A 19093-nucleotide genomic window follows, 5' to 3' on the forward strand; every position below is an offset into this window, starting at 1 on the left:
AATATGGATAATGGTTTAGCGCCGCGTGAAACATGGCCCGCGCTGATGGCAAGTGCACAGGCCGGCGATCGCGACGCCTATACCCAACTGCTGCGGGCTATCGTTCCGGTTATTCGGGCGATTGTCCGCAAGCAGATAGCTGACAGCATTCTGGTTGACGATGTCATTCAGGACGTTTTGCTGGCTGTCCATCGGGTGCGCCACACCTACGATCCTGACTGTCCTTTTCTACCGTGGCTTATGGCGATAACCCAAGCCCGTACCATTGATACGCTTCGCAAACGAGGCCGCCACTGGCAGCGTGAGACCGATGAGGAGCACGCCGCTGAGTTCGTCGCTGAACACAGCCCGGAACAGGATGAGCGAGAAGAAACGCTGGCGCTAATACTCGACCAGCTGCCCTCACGCCAGCGGCAGATTGTGGAGCATATCCACCTGCAGGAGATGAGCCTCGCTGAGGCCGCTGTCCGCAATAATTTAAGCGTTTCGGCGGTGAAATCATTATTACACAGAGCATTAACCAACCTTCGCCGGATGGGAGCGAACCATGACCGATCATGATCTTTTCATTGCGACGCTTAGTCGGGACGCCGCGCCGATACGTCGCCCCTGGGCGAGCAACCGGCGGGTCGCCGCTTGGCTGTTGATGGCGCTACCGTGCGGTTGGCTCAGCAGCTTAGTGTTTCATCGGGTGGCGACGGACTGGAGTCAATCCGGCGCGCTGCTGGCGGTGCTTCAGTTGACCTTGGCTTTTGTGATGGGCGTGCTGGCGATACGCAACGCCTTTTTGATGAGCATTGCCGGGCGAAAAACGCTGGGCTGGCGCTGGTTTGTGCCGCTGATTGCGCTCTGGCTGGGTGGCGTGATCTTTAGCCTTGGGACGACACACGCGCCGGAAAGCCATCCCGATGAGGTGAACTGCTACGCGTTTATGATGGCGGTGAGTACGCCGATGATGGTCATTATGATTGGCTACCTTCGCCGCACCCGAGCTTTGTATCCGCTGCGCACGCTGGCGACGTCTGGGGTGGGAATTGCCTGTATGGCGCTGGCGCTGCTGTCGTTTTGCCACCCGGTGGAGGTGCATCCGCTGGATTTTCTGCTGCATATGGCAGCGAGTGTGACGATTGTACTGGGGATGATGGCTTTAGGGTGGCGGTGGGTGAGGATTGGGTGAACGGCGCGCTTGCCGCGCTGGCCCCGAAGGGGTGAGCGGTTTACCGCGAATAATCGAACGAAGTTCGATGAAGAGTCCGGTCTCAGAAAGCAAAAAACCCGCCATAGGCGGGTTCTTCTAAATAGTGGTGCCCGGACTCGGAATCGAACCAAGGACACGGGGATTTTCAATCCCCTGCTCTACCGACTGAGCTATCCGGGCAACGAGGCGCATTAAACCGTAGTCGCTCCTTCCCGTCAACCAAAATCACCGAAAAGCCATTCAACTGCTTACTATTGCGGCAATTTGCGCGTTTGTCCGGCAAAGCTGACGACACGGGACACAAACTTAGGTCAGCGCGCCGTTTTGACGACACTGGGCAAAGCGCAGAATGTCTTCGGCAAGGCGATGCGCGGTGTCCACGTCGGCCTGGCTGCGATTGACTAACATGCGGCTCAAGCAGCCTTCCAGCACCAGCTCCATCTGTTTGGCGACCATTGCTGGATCGTCCACTTCCAGCTGGGTCAGCAGCGTGTGGCTGAACTGGAATGCGTCCTGCTTCTGCTGGTTGGCGAGCTGGTGAATCGGGTGCTCGGCGTCCGGATAGAAGGTGCAGGCGGCGATAAACAGGCAGCCCGGGTAGCGGTTTTTACTCACGCAGTCGGTCAGCGCGGTGTAGCGGGCCAGCAGTTTTTGTTCCGGGGTGAGATCCTCGTTCAGCATCAGTTGGCGACGCCAAGTCTCCACTTGCTGGCTCAGATAGCGCAGCGCGTCATACAGCAGCGCTTCGCTGTCCGGCCAGAAACGACGCAGCTCGTCCACCGGGCGGTCGATGCGCTCGGCAATCATTTCCAGCGTGGTGCTCGCAATCCCTTCCTGCTCGAGGAGCTGTAGGGCTTCCCCCAATACGTCTTCGCGTTGCACGTTACTCTCCTCTATTTAAGACAGTTTCCCGTCTAAAAGTGTTGTCTATGGTTGGCTTTCCCGCAAATGGGCGCGGAAAGCGGCGGCATCTTTGAAGCCGGTAACTCGTCGTGCGGGCTGTTCGTTGCCGTTCTCGTCAAAGAAGAGAATGGTCGGCAGGCCCAGAACCTGTAAATGTTTTAGCAGCGCCACGTCCTGCGCGTTGTTGGCGGTGACGTCAGCCTGCAACAGCACGGTGTTTTGCAGCGCCTGCTGTACCTGCGGGTCGCTAAAGGTGTACTTCTCAAACTCTTTGCAGGCGACGCACCAGTCGGCATACAAATCGAGCATCACCGGTTTACCTTGGGCATTGGCCAGCGCCGCGTTCAGCGTTTCAACGTTGCTGATGCGGGTAAAGTTGAGGTGCGCCTGGGTCTGCGTTGTCGGATGACCAAAGGCCCAATCCTGAAGCGGACGCACGCTAATCAGCGCCGCTGCCAGCAAAATGATTTGCCCGATGCGCTGCCACGGTTTTTTGAGTTCAAGGCTGGTAATAAATGCCCAGCCGAAGAAGGCCACGCCGAGCATGGACCATAGGCGCAGCCCCCAGACGTCACCGATGATGCGCTCTAGCAGGAATACCGGCAGGGCGAGGATCACAAAGCCAAACGCCGTTTTGACATGCGCCATCCACGGCCCGCTTTTTGGCAGCAAGCGGTTGCCGAATACGGTAACGAGGATCAGCGGCAGGCCCATGCCCAGCGCGTAGAGGTACAGCGTACCGCCGCCGAGCCATAGGTTTCCGCTCTGGGCGATATACAGCAAAATGGCGCTCAGCGGGGCGGTAGTACACGGCGAGCAGATTAGTCCGGCAATCGCCCCCATGGCGAACACGCCGCCCGTGGAACCACCCTGTTGGCGATTGCTCATCAGGGTGAGACGGGTTTGTAGCGAAGAGGGCAATTGCAGCGAAAATGCACCAAACATCGATAGCGCCAGCAGAATAAAGACCGCAGACAGCCCGATGAGCACATACGGATGCTGAAGCGCCGCCTGGAACTGCATTCCGGCAGCGGCCACGACGAGGCCGAGCGCAGTGTAGGTGAGCGCCATACCCTGCACGTAGATGAAGGCCAACAGTAGCGCGCGCGCCGTTGATAGACGCTGTTTGCCGCCGAGGACGATGCCGGAGATCAGCGGATACATCGGCAGCACGCAAGGAGTGAAGGCGATGCCGATGCCAATTAAAAGCGCCCAGAGCGCGGAGAAGGGTAAGTCGGCGCGGGTTTCGCCGCTCACCCCGGCCTTCTCCCCGGAGGGGAGAGGGGGAAGGGCTTCGACCGCACTCAAGGGTACGGTTTTGGTTTCTGGCGGGTAACAAAAGCCCGCGTCGGCGCAGCCTTGGTAGGTAACGGTCAGCGTGGCACCCGCGTCGGCTTGGGTCAGCGCAACCGGCACCGTTAAGCGCTGGCGGTAGATTTCGCTTTTGCCGTAAAACTCGTCGTTATGCCACTCGCCTTTAGGCATTTGCAGCGGGGCGATGTGGGCGCTCGCTGGCGTGACGGTAACCTGTTTGCGGTACAGGTAGTAGCCGTCTTTCACCTGCCAGGTGAGATTCACATCATGCTGGTCCTGCTGGAAATCGAAGGCAAACGCCTGGTCAGCAGGGACGAAACTGGAACGGCCGGGCGCGTCAAATAGCCCGGCGAAGGCTGAGGTGCTGCACAGCAGCAGGATCAGCGTAAGGAAGCGTTGAGCCATGAGAGATAATCAACATCTGCGTGAGTAACGGGTAAGACTAACAGTTCGGGTGTTTGATACGGGTGATGTGCCTTCAGGCAGTCCAGCAGGGCCTGCTGGTGAGCAACGTCGGTTTTCAGCAGCATCTGCACTTCATACTCCTGTTCGAGTTTCCCCTCCCAGTAGTAGAGCGATGTCGCGCCGGGCAGCAGCGTGGCGCAGGCGGCGAGTTTTTCAGCCAATACTTTCGCCGCTAGGTCCTGAGCGGTTGCTTCATCTGGAGCCGTACAGAGAACCACAACAACGTCGGGTGTGCTCATGGTCAACCTCGTATCGATGAAAAGAGGCACTATAGCACGGTGGGTAACGGGGATGAATGAATCGGGCCGCAACGCGGCCCGACTTTTATGATATTTACAGCGGATTAGAGCATCAGCCCGCCAAAAATAAACCCGAGGATCACGCACAGCGTAATGGCGATAACACCCGGGATCAGGAAGGCGTGGTTAAAGACGTATTTGCCGATACGCGTGGAGCCGGTGTCATCCATCTCCACCGCTGCCAGCAGCGTTGGGTAAGTTGGCAGGACGAACAGGGCAGAAACCGCCGCAAATGAGGCAATGGCTGTCAGCGGCGTGACGCCCAGCATCAGCGCTGCAGGCATCAGTGCTTTGGTGGTCGCGGCCTGGGAATAAAGCAGGGTCGCGGCGAAGAACAGCACGACGGCTAGCAGCCACGGATAGTTATGCAGCAGATCGCCCGCAACCGCCTGGATATCGGCGATATGCGCTTTCACGAAGGTATCGCCCAGCCATGCTACGCCCAGCACGCACACGCAGGCGCTCATGCCGGATTTAAAGGTGCTGGCATTGAGGATTTCGCCGGTGTCGATTTTACAGGTGATGCAAATCAGCGTGGCGATGGTCAGCATGAACACCACGATGGCTTCGTTACGCGGCAGCACCGGGTTTTGAATCAGCCCGACGGTGTCGCTGATAGCGGTAGCGTAGAACATGACTGCCACGATACCGATAAGGAACAGCAACACAGAGCGTTTGGCATGCGGCTTCAGCTCAAAGACTTTGCTACCACGCAGGCGGACTTCACCTTTCGCCAGACGTTCCTGATACACAGGGTCGTCTTTCAGTTCACAGCCGAGGAAGTTACACACCACGGCGGTCAGCATCACCGCAATCAGCGTCACGGGAATACAGATGGCCAGCAGTGTCAGGTAGCTGACGCCCATTGGCTCAAGAATGCCGGCGAAGAACACCACTGCCGCTGAAATTGGCGAAGCGGTAATCGCTATCTGCGAGGCGACGACAGCGATAGAAAGCGGGCGGGAAGGGCGAATACCCTGCTCTTTCGCCACTTCGGTAATCACCGGCAGCGTGGAGAATGCCGTGTGCCCGGTCCCTGCTAGGATGGTCATAAACCAAGTGACCAGCGGCGCGAGGAAGGTGATATAACGCGGGTGCCGGCGTAGCAAACGCTCCGCGAGGCTGACCAGATAATCCATACCGCCCGCCACCTGCATGGCGGCAATGGCGGCGATAACAGCCATGATGATTTCGATAACATCAAAGGGGATCGCACCGGGTTGTATCTGAAATATCAGCGTTAACACCAGTACGCCTAAGCCACCGGCAAAGCCGATGCCTATCCCTCCGAGCCTTGCCCCCAGATAAATGGCAAGAAGCACGATGACCAGTTCTGCTCCAAACATATATGCCTTCCTTGTTTACCAGATTGATATGTAATTGTTGTGTTTTCGTGAATTATAGAAACAAAAAAGGCATGTCATCATGACATGCCTCAGTGTATTAGTCGGAAAGACTACTGCTCGCTTTCATCGGTATAGCGCTTCGCTTTATAGGCCGGGTGCATCAGGTTTTGCGGGGAGAAGATATCATCCAGCTCCGCTTCCGTTAGCAGTCCACGTTCCAGCACCACTTCACGGACGCTCTTCCCGGTTTCGGCACAGATTTTACCGACGATATCGCCGTTATGGTGGCCGATGAATGGGTTCAGGTAGGTGACGATGCCGATGGAGTTGTAGACGTAGCTTTCGCACACTTCTTTGTTTGCGGTGATACCGTCGACGCATTTTTCCAGCAGGTTGTAGCAGGCGTTGGTCAGGATGTGGACCGATTCAAACAGCGCTTGGCCGATAACCGGCTCCATCACGTTCAGCTGCAGCTGACCGGCTTCTGAAGCCATGGTGACGGTGGTATCGTTGCCGATAACCTTGAAGCACACTTGGTTTACCACTTCAGGCACAACCGGGTTCACTTTGGCTGGCATGATTGAGGAGCCCGCCTGCAGTTCTGGCAGGTTGATTTCGTTCAGACCAGCGCGTGGGCCGGAGGACAGGAGACGAAGGTCGTTACAGATCTTCGACATTTTCACCGCCAGACGTTTCAGCGAGCTGTGCACCATGACATAGGCGCCACAGTCGGAAGTCGCTTCAATCAGGTCTTCCGCTGGTACAACCGCCAGGTTGCTGACCTCTGCCAGTTTCTGCACCGCCAGTTGCTGATAGCCGTCTGGGGTATTCAGACGAGTACCGATAGCGGTCGCGCCGAGGTTCACTTCCAGCAGCAGTTCTGCAGTACGCAGCAGGTTTTTGGTCTCTTCATTCAGCAGCACGCTGAACGCATGGAATTCCTGACCGAGAGTCATCGGTACCGCGTCCTGAAGCTGGGTACGGCCCATTTTCAGCACATCTTGGAATTCGACCGCTTTACGTTGGAAGCCTTCGCCCAATTGATGAATAGCATCAATCAGTTTCAGAATAGAGGTGTAAACCGCGATGCGGAAACCGGTTGGGTAGGCATCGTTGGTGGACTGGCATTTATTGACGTGGTCGTTCGGGTTCAGGAACTGGTATTCACCTTTCTGGTGGCCCAGCAGTTCCAGACCAATATTCGCCAATACTTCGTTGGTGTTCATGTTCACTGAGGTGCCGGCACCGCCCTGGTAAACATCTACCGGGAACTGATCCATGCACTTGCCGTTATTCAGGACTTCATCACATGCAGCAATAATGGCGTTAGCGACGCCTTTCGGAATGGTTTGCAGCTCTTTGTTTGCCATTGCCGCCGCTTTCTTCACCATCACCATCCCACGGACGAACTCTGGGATGTCGCTGATTTTACTGTTACTAATGTAAAAGTTTTCAATCGCTCTCAGAGTATGAACGCCATAGTAAGCGTCCGCAGGAACTTCCCTGGTACCCAACAGATCTTCTTCGATACGAATGTTGTTTAGCATGTGAACCTTCTTTTTGCGAGCTGCCAATGATTTCACCAAATACGCAGGATTTTCGTGGTCATGCGTTTTTCTTACCGCAGATTATTTCCTTAATCGCCCCAGTGTCCATGATCATATGCTGATAATAGCGGATTGCAGTAATCTGGATCACTTATTATAAGCTCGACTGAAAAGAATTATTGATTTGTGAAATGAATCACCGCTTGACCTTTGTTGACAAAAATATCAGGCGCGGTTGATTGAAATGCGGTGATTGACCACCATTTATACGTAGTGCAGAGAACCATAAATCACTGCAAACGCGTTGTACGCGTTGTTTACCTCACAGGAGATGCCAGTGCGCTGGATACCGTTAATCGCAATATTTCTCTATGTTTACATTGAGATATCTATTTTTATCCAGGTTGCCCATGTTTTTGGCGTCCTGTTGACGTTGGTTTTGGTTATTTTTACATCGGTAATCGGCATGTCGCTGGTGCGTAACCAGGGCTTCAAAAATCTGATGCTGATGCAGGAAAAAATGCAGGCGGGTGAAAGCCCAGCCGCCGAGATGATCAAAAGCGTTTCGCTGATCCTCGCCGGTTTGCTGCTGCTGTTGCCAGGCTTCTTTACCGATTTCCTGGGCTTGATACTGTTGTTGCCGCCGGTGCAAAAACACCTGACGGTCAAGCTGATGCCGTATCTGCATTTCAATCGGATGCCGGGAGGGGGATTTGCCGGTGGCACCACGAGCGGTCAGACCTTTGATGGAGAGTATCAGCGTAAGGACGAGCGTGCGGATCAAATTGACCACAAAGACGATCAGCGCCCTTAATATTAAACATGTCGCCCGGCGCGACAAATAGGTAGGCCGGATAAGGCAACGCCGCCATCCGGCAATCTGCGCCGGGTAGCCTGATGGCGCTGCGCTTATCAGGCCTACGATTTTTCCCGAAGCGGCGTTATTGTGCCCTTTTGGGCAGCAGCCACCACAGTGCCAGCAGCATGATAATCGCGTACAAACTCTTCCAGCCGACCATCGCCAGCAGCAGTACACACAGCGCTACGCCAATTACTGACAGCACGCGGAAACGGCCAACAAGCAACCGGCACCCCGCCAGCATGCACAGCAGATAAATCATGATAAAAATTCCGTTGGCGTAGATAATCAGCGCATCGAGATTAATGTTGAGCCAGTAGCTGGCCAGCGTACTGACCATACAGCTGCCAATCACCACATTTAACGCATTGCGCGGTACATGCTTAGGCGACAGGCGTGCCAGATAACCGCTGGGTTTGTATTGTGCCTGCGACCAGACCAGGCGGGCAAAACTCTGGATGTAGATATTCAGGCTGGCGAAGCAGGCGAGGAAGCCAATGACGCTCGCCACCCACAGCGCCTTCACGCCGAATAGCTGCACCACGATGGTGGGCAGCGATGCGGCCGCGGTATTTGCCGCACCGTAGGCATGAAAACGTAGCACCAGTACCGTACAGGCCCAGTAAACCACGCCTGCCAGCAAGAGGCCGATAATCAGCGCGCGTGGGAAATCCCGCTCCGGGTGGCGAAACTCGGAGGCCATATGGGCGAATGCTTCTAGGCCGACAAAGCACCAGAACATCACCGATAGCGCGGCAAATAGCTGTGAATGGTCAATATCCGTGAGCGCAGGGAAGGGGATGGCTTTGAGCGAGATGTCGCCGTAAATCCAAATGGTCGCCAGCAGCGCGACTATCATAATGGCAACCAGCGTCTGGATGTTGGCGCTGGAGCTGGCGCCACGTGAACCGAGCCACCAGACTATCGCCAGCGTGGCCATCTCGGCCATCAGCAGTTGCCAACCGTGCCAGCCAAACAGCGCCTGAGTGAAGCCGGATGCAATGTGCAGCGCAGCGGGCAGGCCGACGGGGATAACCGAGAGAAAGAGCCAGCCGGTGACGCGAGCCAGCCGGGGACCGAAGGCCATCTCGACGAAGTGCGCGACGCCGCCGGCGCTGGGGAAATGACGGCCGAGCAGGGCGAAAACAATCGCTACTGGAAACACCAGCACAATCAATGCGGGCCACGCCCACAGGCTGTTATTTCCAGCGACTAACGCGCCAAGCGCCGGGACGGCAAAAACGCCGGTACCCAGTAGCGACGTTGACAGTAATCCCACTCCCTGAGCTAAGCCTAGCTCCTGTTTTAGTCCCGACATTACCCTCTTCCACACCCTGACAAAGAGCGCGATTTTACCACATCAGGCTTGCCGATGACTCAGCGCCATTGTGCTGTAGTCTGCCGGAAACTCAGTGATTTATCGCGAACAGGCGCCGGAAAAAATTTTTTTTGGGTTTCCCCCTTGAAGGGGAAAAGAACACCCCCATCTCTCTGGCACTAGCCGGAAAACCGTGTACGGCCCGGCGTCATCCATAACTGATAATGACTTTCTCAAAGGAGAGCTATCAATGAGTATTCGTCCGCTACATGATCGTGTGATCGTCAAACGTAAAGAAGTTGAAACCAAATCTGCTGGTGGCATCGTCCTGACCGGTTCTGCTGCAGCTAAATCAACTCGTGGCGAAATCATCGCTGTCGGTAAGGGCCGCATCCTGGAAAACGGAACCGTGCAGCCACTGGACGTTAAAGTTGGTGACATCGTGATTTTCAACGACGGCTACGGCGTGAAATCTGAGAAGATCGACAATGAAGAAGTGTTGATCATGTCTGAAAGCGACATCCTGGCAATTGTTGAAGCGTAAGTAACGCGCAAACGAATTTGAGGAATAGAAGAAATGGCAGCTAAAGACGTAAAATTTGGTAACGACGCTCGTGTGAAAATGCTGCGCGGCGTTAACGTACTGGCAGATGCAGTTAAAGTAACCCTGGGTCCTAAAGGCCGTAACGTGGTTCTGGACAAATCTTTCGGCGCGCCAGCCATCACTAAAGATGGTGTTTCCGTAGCACGTGAAATCGAGCTGGAAGACAAGTTCGAAAACATGGGCGCGCAGATGGTTAAAGAAGTTGCCTCTAAAGCGAACGACGCTGCGGGCGACGGTACTACCACCGCAACCGTACTGGCTCAGGCTATCATCACCGAAGGTCTGAAAGCCGTTGCTGCGGGTATGAACCCGATGGATCTGAAACGTGGTATCGACAAAGCTGTCGCTTCCGCCGTTGAAGAACTGAAATCTCTGTCCGTACCTTGCTCCGACTCTAAAGCAATTGCTCAGGTTGGTACTATCTCCGCTAACTCCGACGAAACCGTAGGTAAACTGATCGCTGAAGCGATGGATAAAGTCGGTAAAGAAGGCGTGATCACCGTTGAAGACGGTACCGGTCTGGAAGACGAACTGGACGTGGTTGAAGGTATGCAGTTCGACCGTGGCTACCTGTCCCCATACTTCATCAACAAGCCAGAAACTGGTGCTGTTGAGCTGGAAAGCCCGTTCATCCTGCTGGCTGACAAAAAAATCTCCAACATCCGCGAAATGCTGCCAGTTCTGGAAGCCGTTGCGAAAGCAGGCAAACCACTGCTGATCATCGCTGAAGATGTTGAAGGCGAAGCGCTGGCAACTCTGGTGGTTAACACCATGCGTGGCATCGTGAAAGTGGCTGCGGTTAAAGCACCTGGCTTCGGCGATCGTCGTAAAGCTATGCTGCAGGACATCGCGACCCTGACCGGCGGTACCGTTATCTCTGAAGAGATCGGTATGGAGCTGGAAAAAGCGACCCTGGAAGATATGGGCCAGGCCAAACGCGTTGTGATCAACAAAGACACCACCACCATCATCGATGGCGTGGGTGAAGAAGCTGCGATCCAGGGCCGTGTTGCTCAGATCCGTAAGCAGATTGAAGAAGCAACTTCTGACTACGACCGTGAAAAACTGCAGGAACGTGTAGCGAAACTGGCTGGCGGCGTTGCGGTAATCAAAGTTGGCGCAGCAACTGAAGTTGAAATGAAAGAGAAAAAAGCGCGCGTTGACGATGCCCTGCACGCGACCCGTGCTGCGGTAGAAGAAGGCGTGGTTGCTGGTGGTGGTGTTGCGCTGATTCGCGTAGCGTCCAAACTGGGTGAACTGCGTGGCCAGAACGAAGACCAGAACGTGGGTATCAAAGTTGCGCTGCGCGCGATGGAAGCTCCACTGCGTCAGATCGTACTGAACTGCGGCGAAGAGCCATCTGTTGTTGCTAACACCGTTAAAGCGGGCGACGGCAACTACGGTTACAACGCAGCGACCGAAGAATACGGCAACATGATCGACATGGGTATCTTGGACCCAACTAAAGTGACCCGTTCTGCTCTGCAGTACGCCGCTTCTGTTGCTGGCCTGATGATCACCACCGAATGCATGGTGACCGACCTGCCTAAAGGCGACGCACCTGACTTAGGTGCTGCCGGTATGGGCGGCATGGGTGGTATGGGCGGCATGATGTAATCGTGCGCTATACCCCATAGCAATCAGAAACCCCCGGGCAGAAATGCTCGGGGGTTTTTCTTTTGGTCATCTTTTTAGTATAAGTTCTACACACGGACGACATGCGTCCAGCTCATTGATTATGGGGAACATCATGCAGGTAAAATTTTTAGCAGGGATTGTCGGCGCTACGTTGCTGTTAGCAGGCTGTAGCTCAACAACGGAGCTGACCGCAGGCGGCCAGAATGTTCGCTTTGTGGAAGATAAGCCGGGTGCGGAATGCCAACTGGTGGGCACGGCGACCGGGACGCAAGGCAACTGGCTTTCTGGCCAGCAGGGCGCTGAAGGTGGCTCCATGCGCGGTGCGGCAAATGCGCTGCGTAACCATGCGGCAGAGCTGGGTGGCAACGTGATTTATGGTGTAAGCAGCCCGACGCAAGGCATGTTGTCTAGCTTCGTTCCTACCGACAGCGAAATGAACGGCCAGGTTTATAAGTGCCCGAACTGATTTATATACTGCGCCCCAGCGTAAAGCCGGGGCGCAGTGTGGGTCAGGCTTTGGCTTTTTCGGCGTTTTGCTGTAGCTGATAGAGTGCCTGCATACAGGCGTCAGCGCTGAAGGTTTTGTTTTTATCAGACGAAAGCGTTCTGACCAGCACTTGACTTGGTATACCCGCAAGCTTATTCAAGCGAGGGCTGGCGTCCAACAGGCGACGAGAAATACCTTCCACCTCTTTTGTGCCCGGCTTACTCCGCGTCTTAATAACCGTGCCACTGAACTGCGTTTTTCCTTCGGCATCCGCGTAGCGATAAAGCACCGCCAGATGATGCGTAAACAGGTTCCGTTTCCAGGCCGGGTGATCGTAAGAGTCATATTCCAGATTGCCACCCTCGCGATAGTCGACGTCGTACAGCGGTAAGAAATCAATAATTGAAGATAGGCGTACGACCAGTTCACGCATATCGGCGTTGTTGATGGCGTGGATCATGACGGTGATCAGCAGTTCGATTTGGAGCACATCGACCGTCAGTTCAACGGTCTTACCCGATTGAAGATTCAGGGAAAAGGTCATTGCATCGGCATCGTGTTGCATCAGCGTGAGTGTCTTCACGCGCATATTCACATCCGCTTGCTCTAATTCTTGAACTTGGATAGCCGGGATATTCTGGTGCATTTTCTGTATGGCTTTATCGCGCGCCTTTTCATAGCGGCTATGTTCGTCTGCGCTTAATTTAGCAACATGCGAAATGCGATATTCCAGCGCGATAAGCAGGTCTTTCAGTACGAGCGCGGGAAGGAAAAAGAGCGATTCTTTGCTGCGAGGGGCTTTGATTTTTAAGGCAAGAGCAAGGAAGTTTTTATCCTGGCGGATAACACCTGCGTTAATACCCATGATGGTGATAGCCAAACGGTTCTCCTTAACCATTTTCGAGTTAAATAATATTCTTTAACTTATTGATATGGTTTATTTTTAAAGAAAAATAATCAAGGGGATTAACATAGCACAGGTCACTATGAAGTCCAGAGAATATACAGGCCGAAGCCTGTATATCGTTGGGGGTTAGCGCTGGCGTAGATTGAGATCGAGCGGCGTTTTACTTGGCTCGCCACCAATTTCACGCGCCAATTTTGGCACCATATAACCTGATACTAGCGTTAAGAGTTCACGCATAATCTCACGCGCCTGCTCATCGCTGACGAGAAAATGGGCCGCCCCCTGCACTTTATCCAGCACGTGTAGATAATAGGGCATGACGCCCGCGTCAAACAGCGCGTTGCTGAGATCGGCAAGCGTATGGGCGTTATCGTTAACGCCGCGCAACAATACGCTTTGATTGAGCAGCGTCACGCCGACTCGACGCAGATTTGCCATCGCCGCACGAAACTCAGCGTCTATCTCATTGGCATGATTGATATGGTTTACCAGCAGAATTTGCAGCGACGACCGTTCGAAGCGGGTGACCAGCGTCTCGGTAATACGTGCCGGGATAACGATAGGCAAGCGGCTATGAATACGCAGACGCTTGATGTGCGAAATGGATTCCAATTGGGTGAGAAGCCAATCTAGTTCGTTGTCTTTTGCCATCAGCGGATCGCCGCCAGAGAAGATGATTTCATCTAGCTCTGGGTGCGCGCTGATATAGTCCAAAGCAGCCTGCCAATTGCGTTTATTACCCTGATTGTCGGCATACGGGAAGTGACGACGGAAACAATAACGACAATTTACCGCGCAGCCGCCCTTAACCAGTAATAACGCACGATTGCGGTACTTATGCAGTAATCCGGGCACGACGCTGTGCTGTTCTTCCAGCGGATCGGTAGAAAAACCCGGCGCTGCAATAAACTCTTCTTGCGAAGTAAGTACCTGACGTAAAAGAGGATCGTTTGGATTACCCTTTTCCATTCTCGCCACGAATGCGCGGGGAACGCGCAGGGCAAAGAGGCGCTTGGCTTCACGACCAGCGAGTAAGTTTTCATCCGCGTCTATATTCAGAAGACGTAATAGTTCATCCGGATCGGTGAGAACATCGGCAAGTTGCATCAACCAATCTTCTCTGGATGGGGTATTTAGGGTTACAATATGCGCCATTTTGTGGCTTAGCTACCATTTAACAATTTCAGAGGGCCTTATGGCGACTTACTATAGCAACGATTTTCGTGCTGGTCTTAAAATCATGATGGACGGCGAACCGTACGCGGTTGAAGCCAGTGAATTCGTTAAGCCGGGTAAAGGTCAGGCATTCGCACGCGTTAAGCTGCGCCGCCTGCTGACCGGTACTCGCGTTGAGAAAACCTTCAAATCTACCGACTCCGCTGAAGGCGCAGACGTTGCTGACATGAACCTGACCTTCCTGTACAGCGATGGCGAATTCTGGCATTTCATGAACAACGAAACCTTCGAGCAGCTGGCTGCCGATGAGAAAGCCGTTGGCGATAACGCGAAATGGCTGCTGGATCAGGCTGAATGCATCGTGACCCTGTGGAACGGTCAGCCTATCTCCGTGACTCCGCCAAACTTCGTAGAACTGGAAATCATTGAAACTGATCCAGGTCTGAAAGGCGATACCGCAGGTACCGGCGGTAAACCAGCAACGCTGTCTACCGGCGCTGTGGTTAAAGTTCCACTGTTCGTCCAGATTGGCGAAGTGATCAAAGTTGATACCCGCTCTGGCGAATACGTCTCTCGCGTGAAGTAATTCATGTCCTGAGCGTCGGCGCAGCAGTTATGCTGCGCCAGCTTTCCTTCCCTTCGTTGTTTCCCGCTTCGTCTTCTTCTGAAAAAACTCGTCGATAACCAGCATCCTGGATGAAGTTGTCTATGCTTATGAAGCACGATAACTAAAACTGACATAAAGGATGACATTATGGTGAAAAAAGCGATTGCGGCGATTTTTACGGTCTTGGTACTCTCCTCGGTTTTAACAGCATGCAACACCACTCGAGGTCTTGGTCAGGATATTTCTGACGGTGGTAGCGCGATTTCTGGTGCAGCAACCAAGGCGCAGCAATAAATACGCACTGACGGTACGACACGCTGTTGTACCGTCGTTTTGCGTGACCTATACTGCCAAAGACCTTTCAAAACACCTTACGGGACGACCTGTAAGCGTATCGCACTCGGGGACGGCCCCATCATCATGGAGCCTAATATGTCCTGGTTAATTCTGTTTGTTGCGGGTCTGCTCGAAGTTGTCTGGGCCGTTGGCCTGAAATACACCCATGGGTTTAGTCGTCTGGTGCCAAGCCTCATTACGGTGGCGGCGATGGTCGTCAGCATGGCGCTGCTGTCGTGGGCGATGAAAAGCCTGCCGGTAGGGACGGCTTACGCGGTATGGACGGGGATTGGTGCGGTGGGTGCCGCGATAACCGGTATTTTACTGTTGGGTGAGTCTGCAAGCCCAATGCGTATCGCGAGCCTTGCGCTGATTGTGATGGGGATTATTGGTCTGAAGATAAGCGCGCATTAACAATCGACATGCGGTCATGTAGGCCGGATAAGGCGCAGCCGCCATCCGGCAATGTGCACTAACATGCCTGATGGCGGCTGCGCTTATCAGGCCTACGATGATTAATGCATACTATGTAGGCCGGATAAGGCGCAGCCGCCATCCGGCAATATGCACTGGAGTGCCTGATGGCGCTGCGCTTATCAGGCCTACGATGATCAATGCATACCATGTAGGCCGGATAAGGCGTAGCCGCCATCCGGCATCGCACAGTTAGATAAACAGCACGCCAACCAGCGTAACAACCGTCAGAATGGCTGCCAGGCCGTAGAATACCCATTTCCCGTTCGGAACGTGGATCTTCAGGTCATGCATCGCATGGTGCATACGGTGCAGACCGCACCACAGCGGCAGAACAATCATCAGGAAGATAAACGCGCGGCCAATAAAGCTTTGGGCGAAGCCCAACACGCGTTCGTAGCCAAAGGCGTCAGCGGGCGCCAGGCCCAGCGGCAGCATAATGCCAACCAGCAGCACAATAACCGGAGCGATAATTGCGCCCCACATGCCGCCTGCGCCGAACAGTCCCCAGAATACCGGTTCATCGGAACGTTTTGGATTAGGGTTAATCATGCCAGTCTCCTTACCAGAACAGGGCGATAAACAAAATCACCACGCTGACCAAAATGGTCAGCACCCAAAGCCCTTTGATAATCGGCTCTGGCCCCATTTTTTCACCTTTTACGATGATGTTGGCGGCTTTAGGCGCCAGCTCAAACCAGGTTTTGGTGTGCAGCAGCGCGGCGGCCAAGGTCACCAGATTCAGCACCACCACTATCGGGTTTTGCAAAAATCCTACGTATCCGGCCCAGCTTTCAGCACCGTGTTTCAGGGCAAATAATCCGTAAATCAATACAATGCTGAACCACACGGTAGGAACCGCCGTACCTTCACGCAGCATGTAGAAGCGATAAAACGGCAGCTTTTTCCACCAGGTAGACGGCATTGGCCGTACATAGGGTTTGCGTTTAGTCGTCATAATGCACTCCTTAGCGTGGTTTCAGGGTAGCAATAAGAAAGTCTTTCGAGCTTTCCACTTTACCCTGCTGAATGGCGGCGGCCGGATCGACGTGTTTCGGGCACACTTCGGAGCAGTAGCCGACAAAGGTGCACGTCCAGACGCCATTCTGGCCGTTCAGCTGCGCCATACGTTCCTTCTTACCGTGGTCGCGGCTGTCTTCGTTGTAGCGGTGCGCCAGCGTAATCGCCGCCGGGCCAATGAACTCAGGGTTCAGGCCAAACTGCGGACATGCGGCGTAGCACAGACCGCAGTTGATGCAGCCAGAGAACTGATGGTATTTCGCCATCTGCGCCGGGGTTTGGGTGTTTGGCCCTTGATCTGGCGTCCGCGGGTTGCCGATGATGTACGGCTTAATCGCTTCCAAGCTCTCGATAAAGTGGGTCATATCGACCACTAAATCACGCTCGATAGGGAAGTTAGCCAGCGCTTCAACCTTGATCCCCTTGGTGTATTCACGCAGGAAGGTTTTACAGGCCAGTTTCGGCACTTTGTTAACCATCATGCCGCAGGAGCCGCAGATTGCCATACGGCAGGACCAGCGGTAGCTGAGATCCGGTGCGAGGTTATCTTTGATGTAGCCCAACGCGTCGAGTAACGAGGTTTGCTCGTCGTAAGGCACTTCATAGAAAGCACTGTGCGGTGCGCTGTCGACTTCCGGGTTGTAGCGCACGATCTCAACTTTGATATTTTGCATCTCAGCCATTCGCCTTCTCCTTCTTCTCGGCCTCTTCTGCTTCCGCGCCGTATACGCGTTTAGCCGGTGGCAGGGTGGTGATCTTCACGTCGCTATAGTCGAGGCGGGTTGTGCCGTCGGCATCGCGGAAGGCGAGGGTATGTTTGAGGAAATTGACGTCATCACGCTCGGTGCAGCCTTCGTCCAGACGTTGGTGCGCACCACGGGACTCTTTACGCGCCATCGCGGAGTGCGCCATACATTCGGCGACATTCAGACCGTGGCCTAGCTCAATGGTGTAGAGCAAGTCGGTGTTGAAGACGCTGGAGGTATCGGTCACGCGTACGCGCTTGAAACGCTCCTGCAACTCAGCCAGCTTATCGATGGTTTTCTGCATGAGCTCTGGGGTACGGTAGATGCCGCAGCCTTCTTCCATCGACAGGCCCATCTCATCGCGGATTTTCGACCAGTTTTCGTTACCTTCCTGGTTTACCAGCGCTTTCAGACGGTTTTCGATATCGTTGACCTGTGCATCCAGCGCGCTGCCGTTGGCTTCGCCCACACTTGCCGCGCGCACCATGGCTTGCTCGCCCGCCATGCGGCCAAAGACCACCAGTTCTGCCAGCGAGTTGGAGCCCAGACGGTTTGCACCGTGCAGACCCACGGAGGAACATTCGCCGACGGCGAACAGGCCCTTAATGCGGGTTTCGCACTGCTGATCGGTTTCGATACCGCCCATGGTGTAGTGCGCGGTTGGACGGACCGGAATCGGCTCTTTCACCGGATCGACGCCGACATAGGCTTTTGCCAGTTCGCAGATAAACGGCAGACGTTCCAACAGTTTTTTCTCGCCGAGATGACGCAGATCGAGGTAGACCACGTCACCACGCGGCGTTGGTACGGTATGGCCTTTGCGCCATTCGTGCCAGAAGGCTTGGGAAACTTTGTCGCGCGGACCCAGCTCCATGTATTTGTTTTTCGGCTCGCCGAGCGGGGTTTCCGGGCCCATGCCGTAATCCTGCAGATAGCGGTAGCCATTTTTGTTCACCAGAATACCGCCTTCGCCACGACAGCCTTCGGTCATTAGGATACCGGAACCTGGCAGGCCGGTTGGGTGATATTGAACGAACTCCATATCACGCAGCGGTACGCCGTGGCTCAGCGCCATGCCCATACCGTCGCCGGTCACGATGCCGCCGTTGGTGTTGTAGCGATAGACGCGGCCAGCGCCGCCAGTTGCCATGACCACTGCGTTGGCGCGAATTTGCACCAGTGAGCCTTCCATCATGTTCATCGCCACCAGGCCACGGGCCTGACCATCGTCGACCAAAATGTCGAGGACGAAGTGCTCATCAAAACGTTGGATTTGTGGGAACTGCAGGGAGGTCTGGAAGAGGGTATGCAACATGTGGAAGCCGGTTTTATCCGCGGCAAACCACGTGCGTTCGATCTTCATGCCACCGAAGCGTCGGACGTTGACGCTACCGTCCGGACGACGGCTCCACGGGCAGCCCCACTGCTCAAGCTGGGTCATTTCCGTTGGGCAATGATGCACGAAGTAATCGACGACATCCTGTTCGCACAGCCAGTCGCCACCGGCGACGGTGTCGTGAAAATGGTATTCAAAGCTATCATGGTCCTGGGCGACGGCGGCGGAACCACCTTCGGCGGCAACCGTGTGGCTGCGCATAGGATAAACTTTAGAGATCAACGCGATTTTGGCTTTCGGGTTGGCCTGGGCGGCTGCAATAGCAGCACGTAGTCCAGCTCCGCCTGCGCCTATAATGGCAAGATCGGCTTGAAAGGTTTGCACGACATTCCTCCAGATTATTGTTATTTCACAACCGGCTACGAGGGGATATCACGTGGCCTGTCGCAAAAACGTTTCCACTGCTCCTTTATGGGTAAAGCAGTATACCCGTAGGGGCATCAGGGAAATTTG

General features: G+C 54.5%; 21 protein-coding genes and 1 tRNA gene. 9 read left to right on the forward strand and 13 right to left on the reverse strand.

From position 1 onward, the window contains the following. Positions 1-3: 3 nt before the first annotated feature. Both AB4K05_RS20135 and AB4K05_RS20140 read left to right on the forward strand, forming a co-directional pair. Positions 4-561 (forward strand): sigma-70 family RNA polymerase sigma factor, encoded by a 558-nt coding sequence (locus tag AB4K05_RS20135; RefSeq protein WP_368481652.1) that lies wholly within the window; start codon positions 4-6, stop codon positions 559-561. Continuing rightward, complete coding sequence (locus tag AB4K05_RS20140) at positions 548-1177, forward strand: DUF1109 domain-containing protein (protein ID WP_368481653.1); 630 nt, start codon at positions 548-550, stop codon at positions 1175-1177. The genes AB4K05_RS20135 and AB4K05_RS20140 overlap by 14 nt, the downstream gene beginning before the upstream one ends. A gap of 125 nt (positions 1178-1302) precedes the next feature. Here AB4K05_RS20140 and AB4K05_RS20145 read toward each other — a convergent pair. The 6 genes from AB4K05_RS20145 to aspA all read right to left on the reverse strand — a co-directional run bounded on the left by AB4K05_RS20145 (position 1303) and on the right by aspA (position 7072). Then, positions 1303-1378, reverse strand: a tRNA-Phe gene (locus AB4K05_RS20145). Between the two features lie 126 nt (positions 1379-1504). Next, on the reverse strand, positions 1505-2080 hold the full coding sequence (locus tag AB4K05_RS20150; protein ID WP_368481654.1) for a transcriptional regulator: 576 nt from the start codon (positions 2078-2080) through the stop codon (positions 1505-1507). Positions 2081-2125: 45 nt separating this feature from the next. After that, positions 2126-3820 (reverse strand): protein-disulfide reductase DsbD, encoded by a 1695-nt coding sequence (locus AB4K05_RS20155; RefSeq protein WP_368481655.1) that lies wholly within the window; start codon positions 3818-3820, stop codon positions 2126-2128. Beyond that, entirely contained in the window at positions 3796-4119 is a 324-nt protein-coding gene (cutA, locus tag AB4K05_RS20160; protein WP_368481656.1) for a divalent cation tolerance protein CutA, read from the reverse strand. The genes AB4K05_RS20155 and cutA overlap by 25 nt, the downstream gene beginning before the upstream one ends. Positions 4120-4223: 104 nt before the next feature. Further along, a complete protein-coding gene (locus AB4K05_RS20165; RefSeq protein ID WP_368481657.1) occupies positions 4224-5525 on the reverse strand; it encodes an anaerobic C4-dicarboxylate transporter in 1302 nt (433 codons plus the stop codon). 110 nt (positions 5526-5635) lie between these two features. Continuing rightward, positions 5636-7072 (reverse strand): aspartate ammonia-lyase, encoded by a 1437-nt coding sequence (gene aspA, locus AB4K05_RS20170; RefSeq protein ID WP_368481658.1) that lies wholly within the window; start codon positions 7070-7072, stop codon positions 5636-5638. A gap of 337 nt (positions 7073-7409) precedes the next feature. Here aspA and AB4K05_RS20175 point away from each other — a divergent pair, with 337 nt between their 5' ends. Further along, positions 7410-7886 (forward strand): FxsA family protein, encoded by a 477-nt coding sequence (locus AB4K05_RS20175; RefSeq protein ID WP_368481659.1) that lies wholly within the window; start codon positions 7410-7412, stop codon positions 7884-7886. Between the two features lie 127 nt (positions 7887-8013). On the opposite strand, the gene yjeH is transcribed toward AB4K05_RS20175, so the two are convergent. Beyond that, a complete protein-coding gene (yjeH, locus tag AB4K05_RS20180; protein ID WP_368481660.1) occupies positions 8014-9249 on the reverse strand; it encodes an L-methionine/branched-chain amino acid transporter in 1236 nt (411 codons plus the stop codon). A gap of 250 nt (positions 9250-9499) precedes the next feature. Here yjeH and AB4K05_RS20185 point away from each other — a divergent pair, with 250 nt between their 5' ends. The 3 genes from AB4K05_RS20185 to AB4K05_RS20195 all read left to right on the forward strand — a co-directional run bounded on the left by AB4K05_RS20185 (position 9500) and on the right by AB4K05_RS20195 (position 11957). Beyond that, a complete protein-coding gene (locus AB4K05_RS20185) occupies positions 9500-9793 on the forward strand; it encodes a co-chaperone GroES (protein ID WP_003855929.1) in 294 nt (97 codons plus the stop codon). A gap of 33 nt (positions 9794-9826) precedes the next feature. Continuing rightward, a complete protein-coding gene (groL, locus tag AB4K05_RS20190; protein WP_368481661.1) occupies positions 9827-11470 on the forward strand; it encodes a chaperonin GroEL in 1644 nt (547 codons plus the stop codon). Between the two features lie 133 nt (positions 11471-11603). Beyond that, a complete protein-coding gene (locus AB4K05_RS20195; RefSeq protein ID WP_368481662.1) occupies positions 11604-11957 on the forward strand; it encodes a DUF4156 domain-containing protein in 354 nt (117 codons plus the stop codon). A 43-nt stretch (positions 11958-12000) separates the two neighbouring features. Here the strand turns inward: AB4K05_RS20195 and yjeJ are convergent, their stop codons facing one another. Next, positions 12001-12858: a YjeJ family protein gene (yjeJ, locus tag AB4K05_RS20200; RefSeq protein ID WP_368481663.1), complete on the reverse strand. Its 858-nt coding sequence runs from the start codon at positions 12856-12858 to the stop codon at positions 12001-12003. Positions 12859-13011: 153 nt separating this feature from the next. Then, positions 13012-14040 (reverse strand): EF-P beta-lysylation protein EpmB, encoded by a 1029-nt coding sequence (epmB, locus tag AB4K05_RS20205; RefSeq protein WP_368481664.1) that lies wholly within the window; start codon positions 14038-14040, stop codon positions 13012-13014. A 40-nt stretch (positions 14041-14080) separates the two neighbouring features. Here epmB and efp point away from each other — a divergent pair, with 40 nt between their 5' ends. From efp to sugE, 3 genes are all read left to right on the forward strand, one after another. After that, on the forward strand, positions 14081-14647 hold the full coding sequence (gene efp / locus AB4K05_RS20210) for an elongation factor P (RefSeq protein WP_368481665.1): 567 nt from the start codon (positions 14081-14083) through the stop codon (positions 14645-14647). Positions 14648-14815: 168 nt separating this feature from the next. After that, the gene (ecnB, locus tag AB4K05_RS20215) at positions 14816-14962 is read left to right on the forward strand and encodes a lipoprotein toxin entericidin B (protein ID WP_061284288.1); all 147 of its coding nucleotides are present in this window, start codon (positions 14816-14818) and stop codon (positions 14960-14962) included. Positions 14963-15100: 138 nt separating this feature from the next. Beyond that, positions 15101-15418 (forward strand): quaternary ammonium compound efflux SMR transporter SugE, encoded by a 318-nt coding sequence (gene sugE / locus AB4K05_RS20220; protein ID WP_368481666.1) that lies wholly within the window; start codon positions 15101-15103, stop codon positions 15416-15418. Positions 15419-15670: 252 nt separating this feature from the next. Here sugE and frdD read toward each other — a convergent pair whose 3' ends face one another. The 4 genes from frdD to frdA are packed head-to-tail and all read right to left on the reverse strand — an operon-like array spanning position 15671 to position 18964. After that, positions 15671-16030, reverse strand: coding sequence for a fumarate reductase subunit FrdD (gene frdD, locus AB4K05_RS20225; RefSeq protein WP_368481667.1), 360 nt, complete (start codon positions 16028-16030; stop codon positions 15671-15673). Positions 16031-16040: 10 nt separating this feature from the next. Then, positions 16041-16436 (reverse strand): fumarate reductase subunit FrdC, encoded by a 396-nt coding sequence (gene frdC, locus AB4K05_RS20230; RefSeq protein ID WP_368481668.1) that lies wholly within the window; start codon positions 16434-16436, stop codon positions 16041-16043. A gap of 10 nt (positions 16437-16446) precedes the next feature. Further along, positions 16447-17181: a succinate dehydrogenase/fumarate reductase iron-sulfur subunit gene (locus AB4K05_RS20235; RefSeq protein ID WP_234503328.1), complete on the reverse strand. Its 735-nt coding sequence runs from the start codon at positions 17179-17181 to the stop codon at positions 16447-16449. Further along, entirely contained in the window at positions 17174-18964 is a 1791-nt protein-coding gene (gene frdA, locus AB4K05_RS20240) for a fumarate reductase (quinol) flavoprotein subunit (RefSeq protein ID WP_368481669.1), read from the reverse strand. Before frdA ends, AB4K05_RS20235 begins: the two co-directional genes overlap by 8 nt. Positions 18965-19093 lie beyond the last annotated feature (129 nt).

It is taken from the genome of Kluyvera sp. STS39-E, assembly GCF_040932435.1.
Classification (GTDB): Bacteria; Pseudomonadota; Gammaproteobacteria; order Enterobacterales; family Enterobacteriaceae; genus Kluyvera.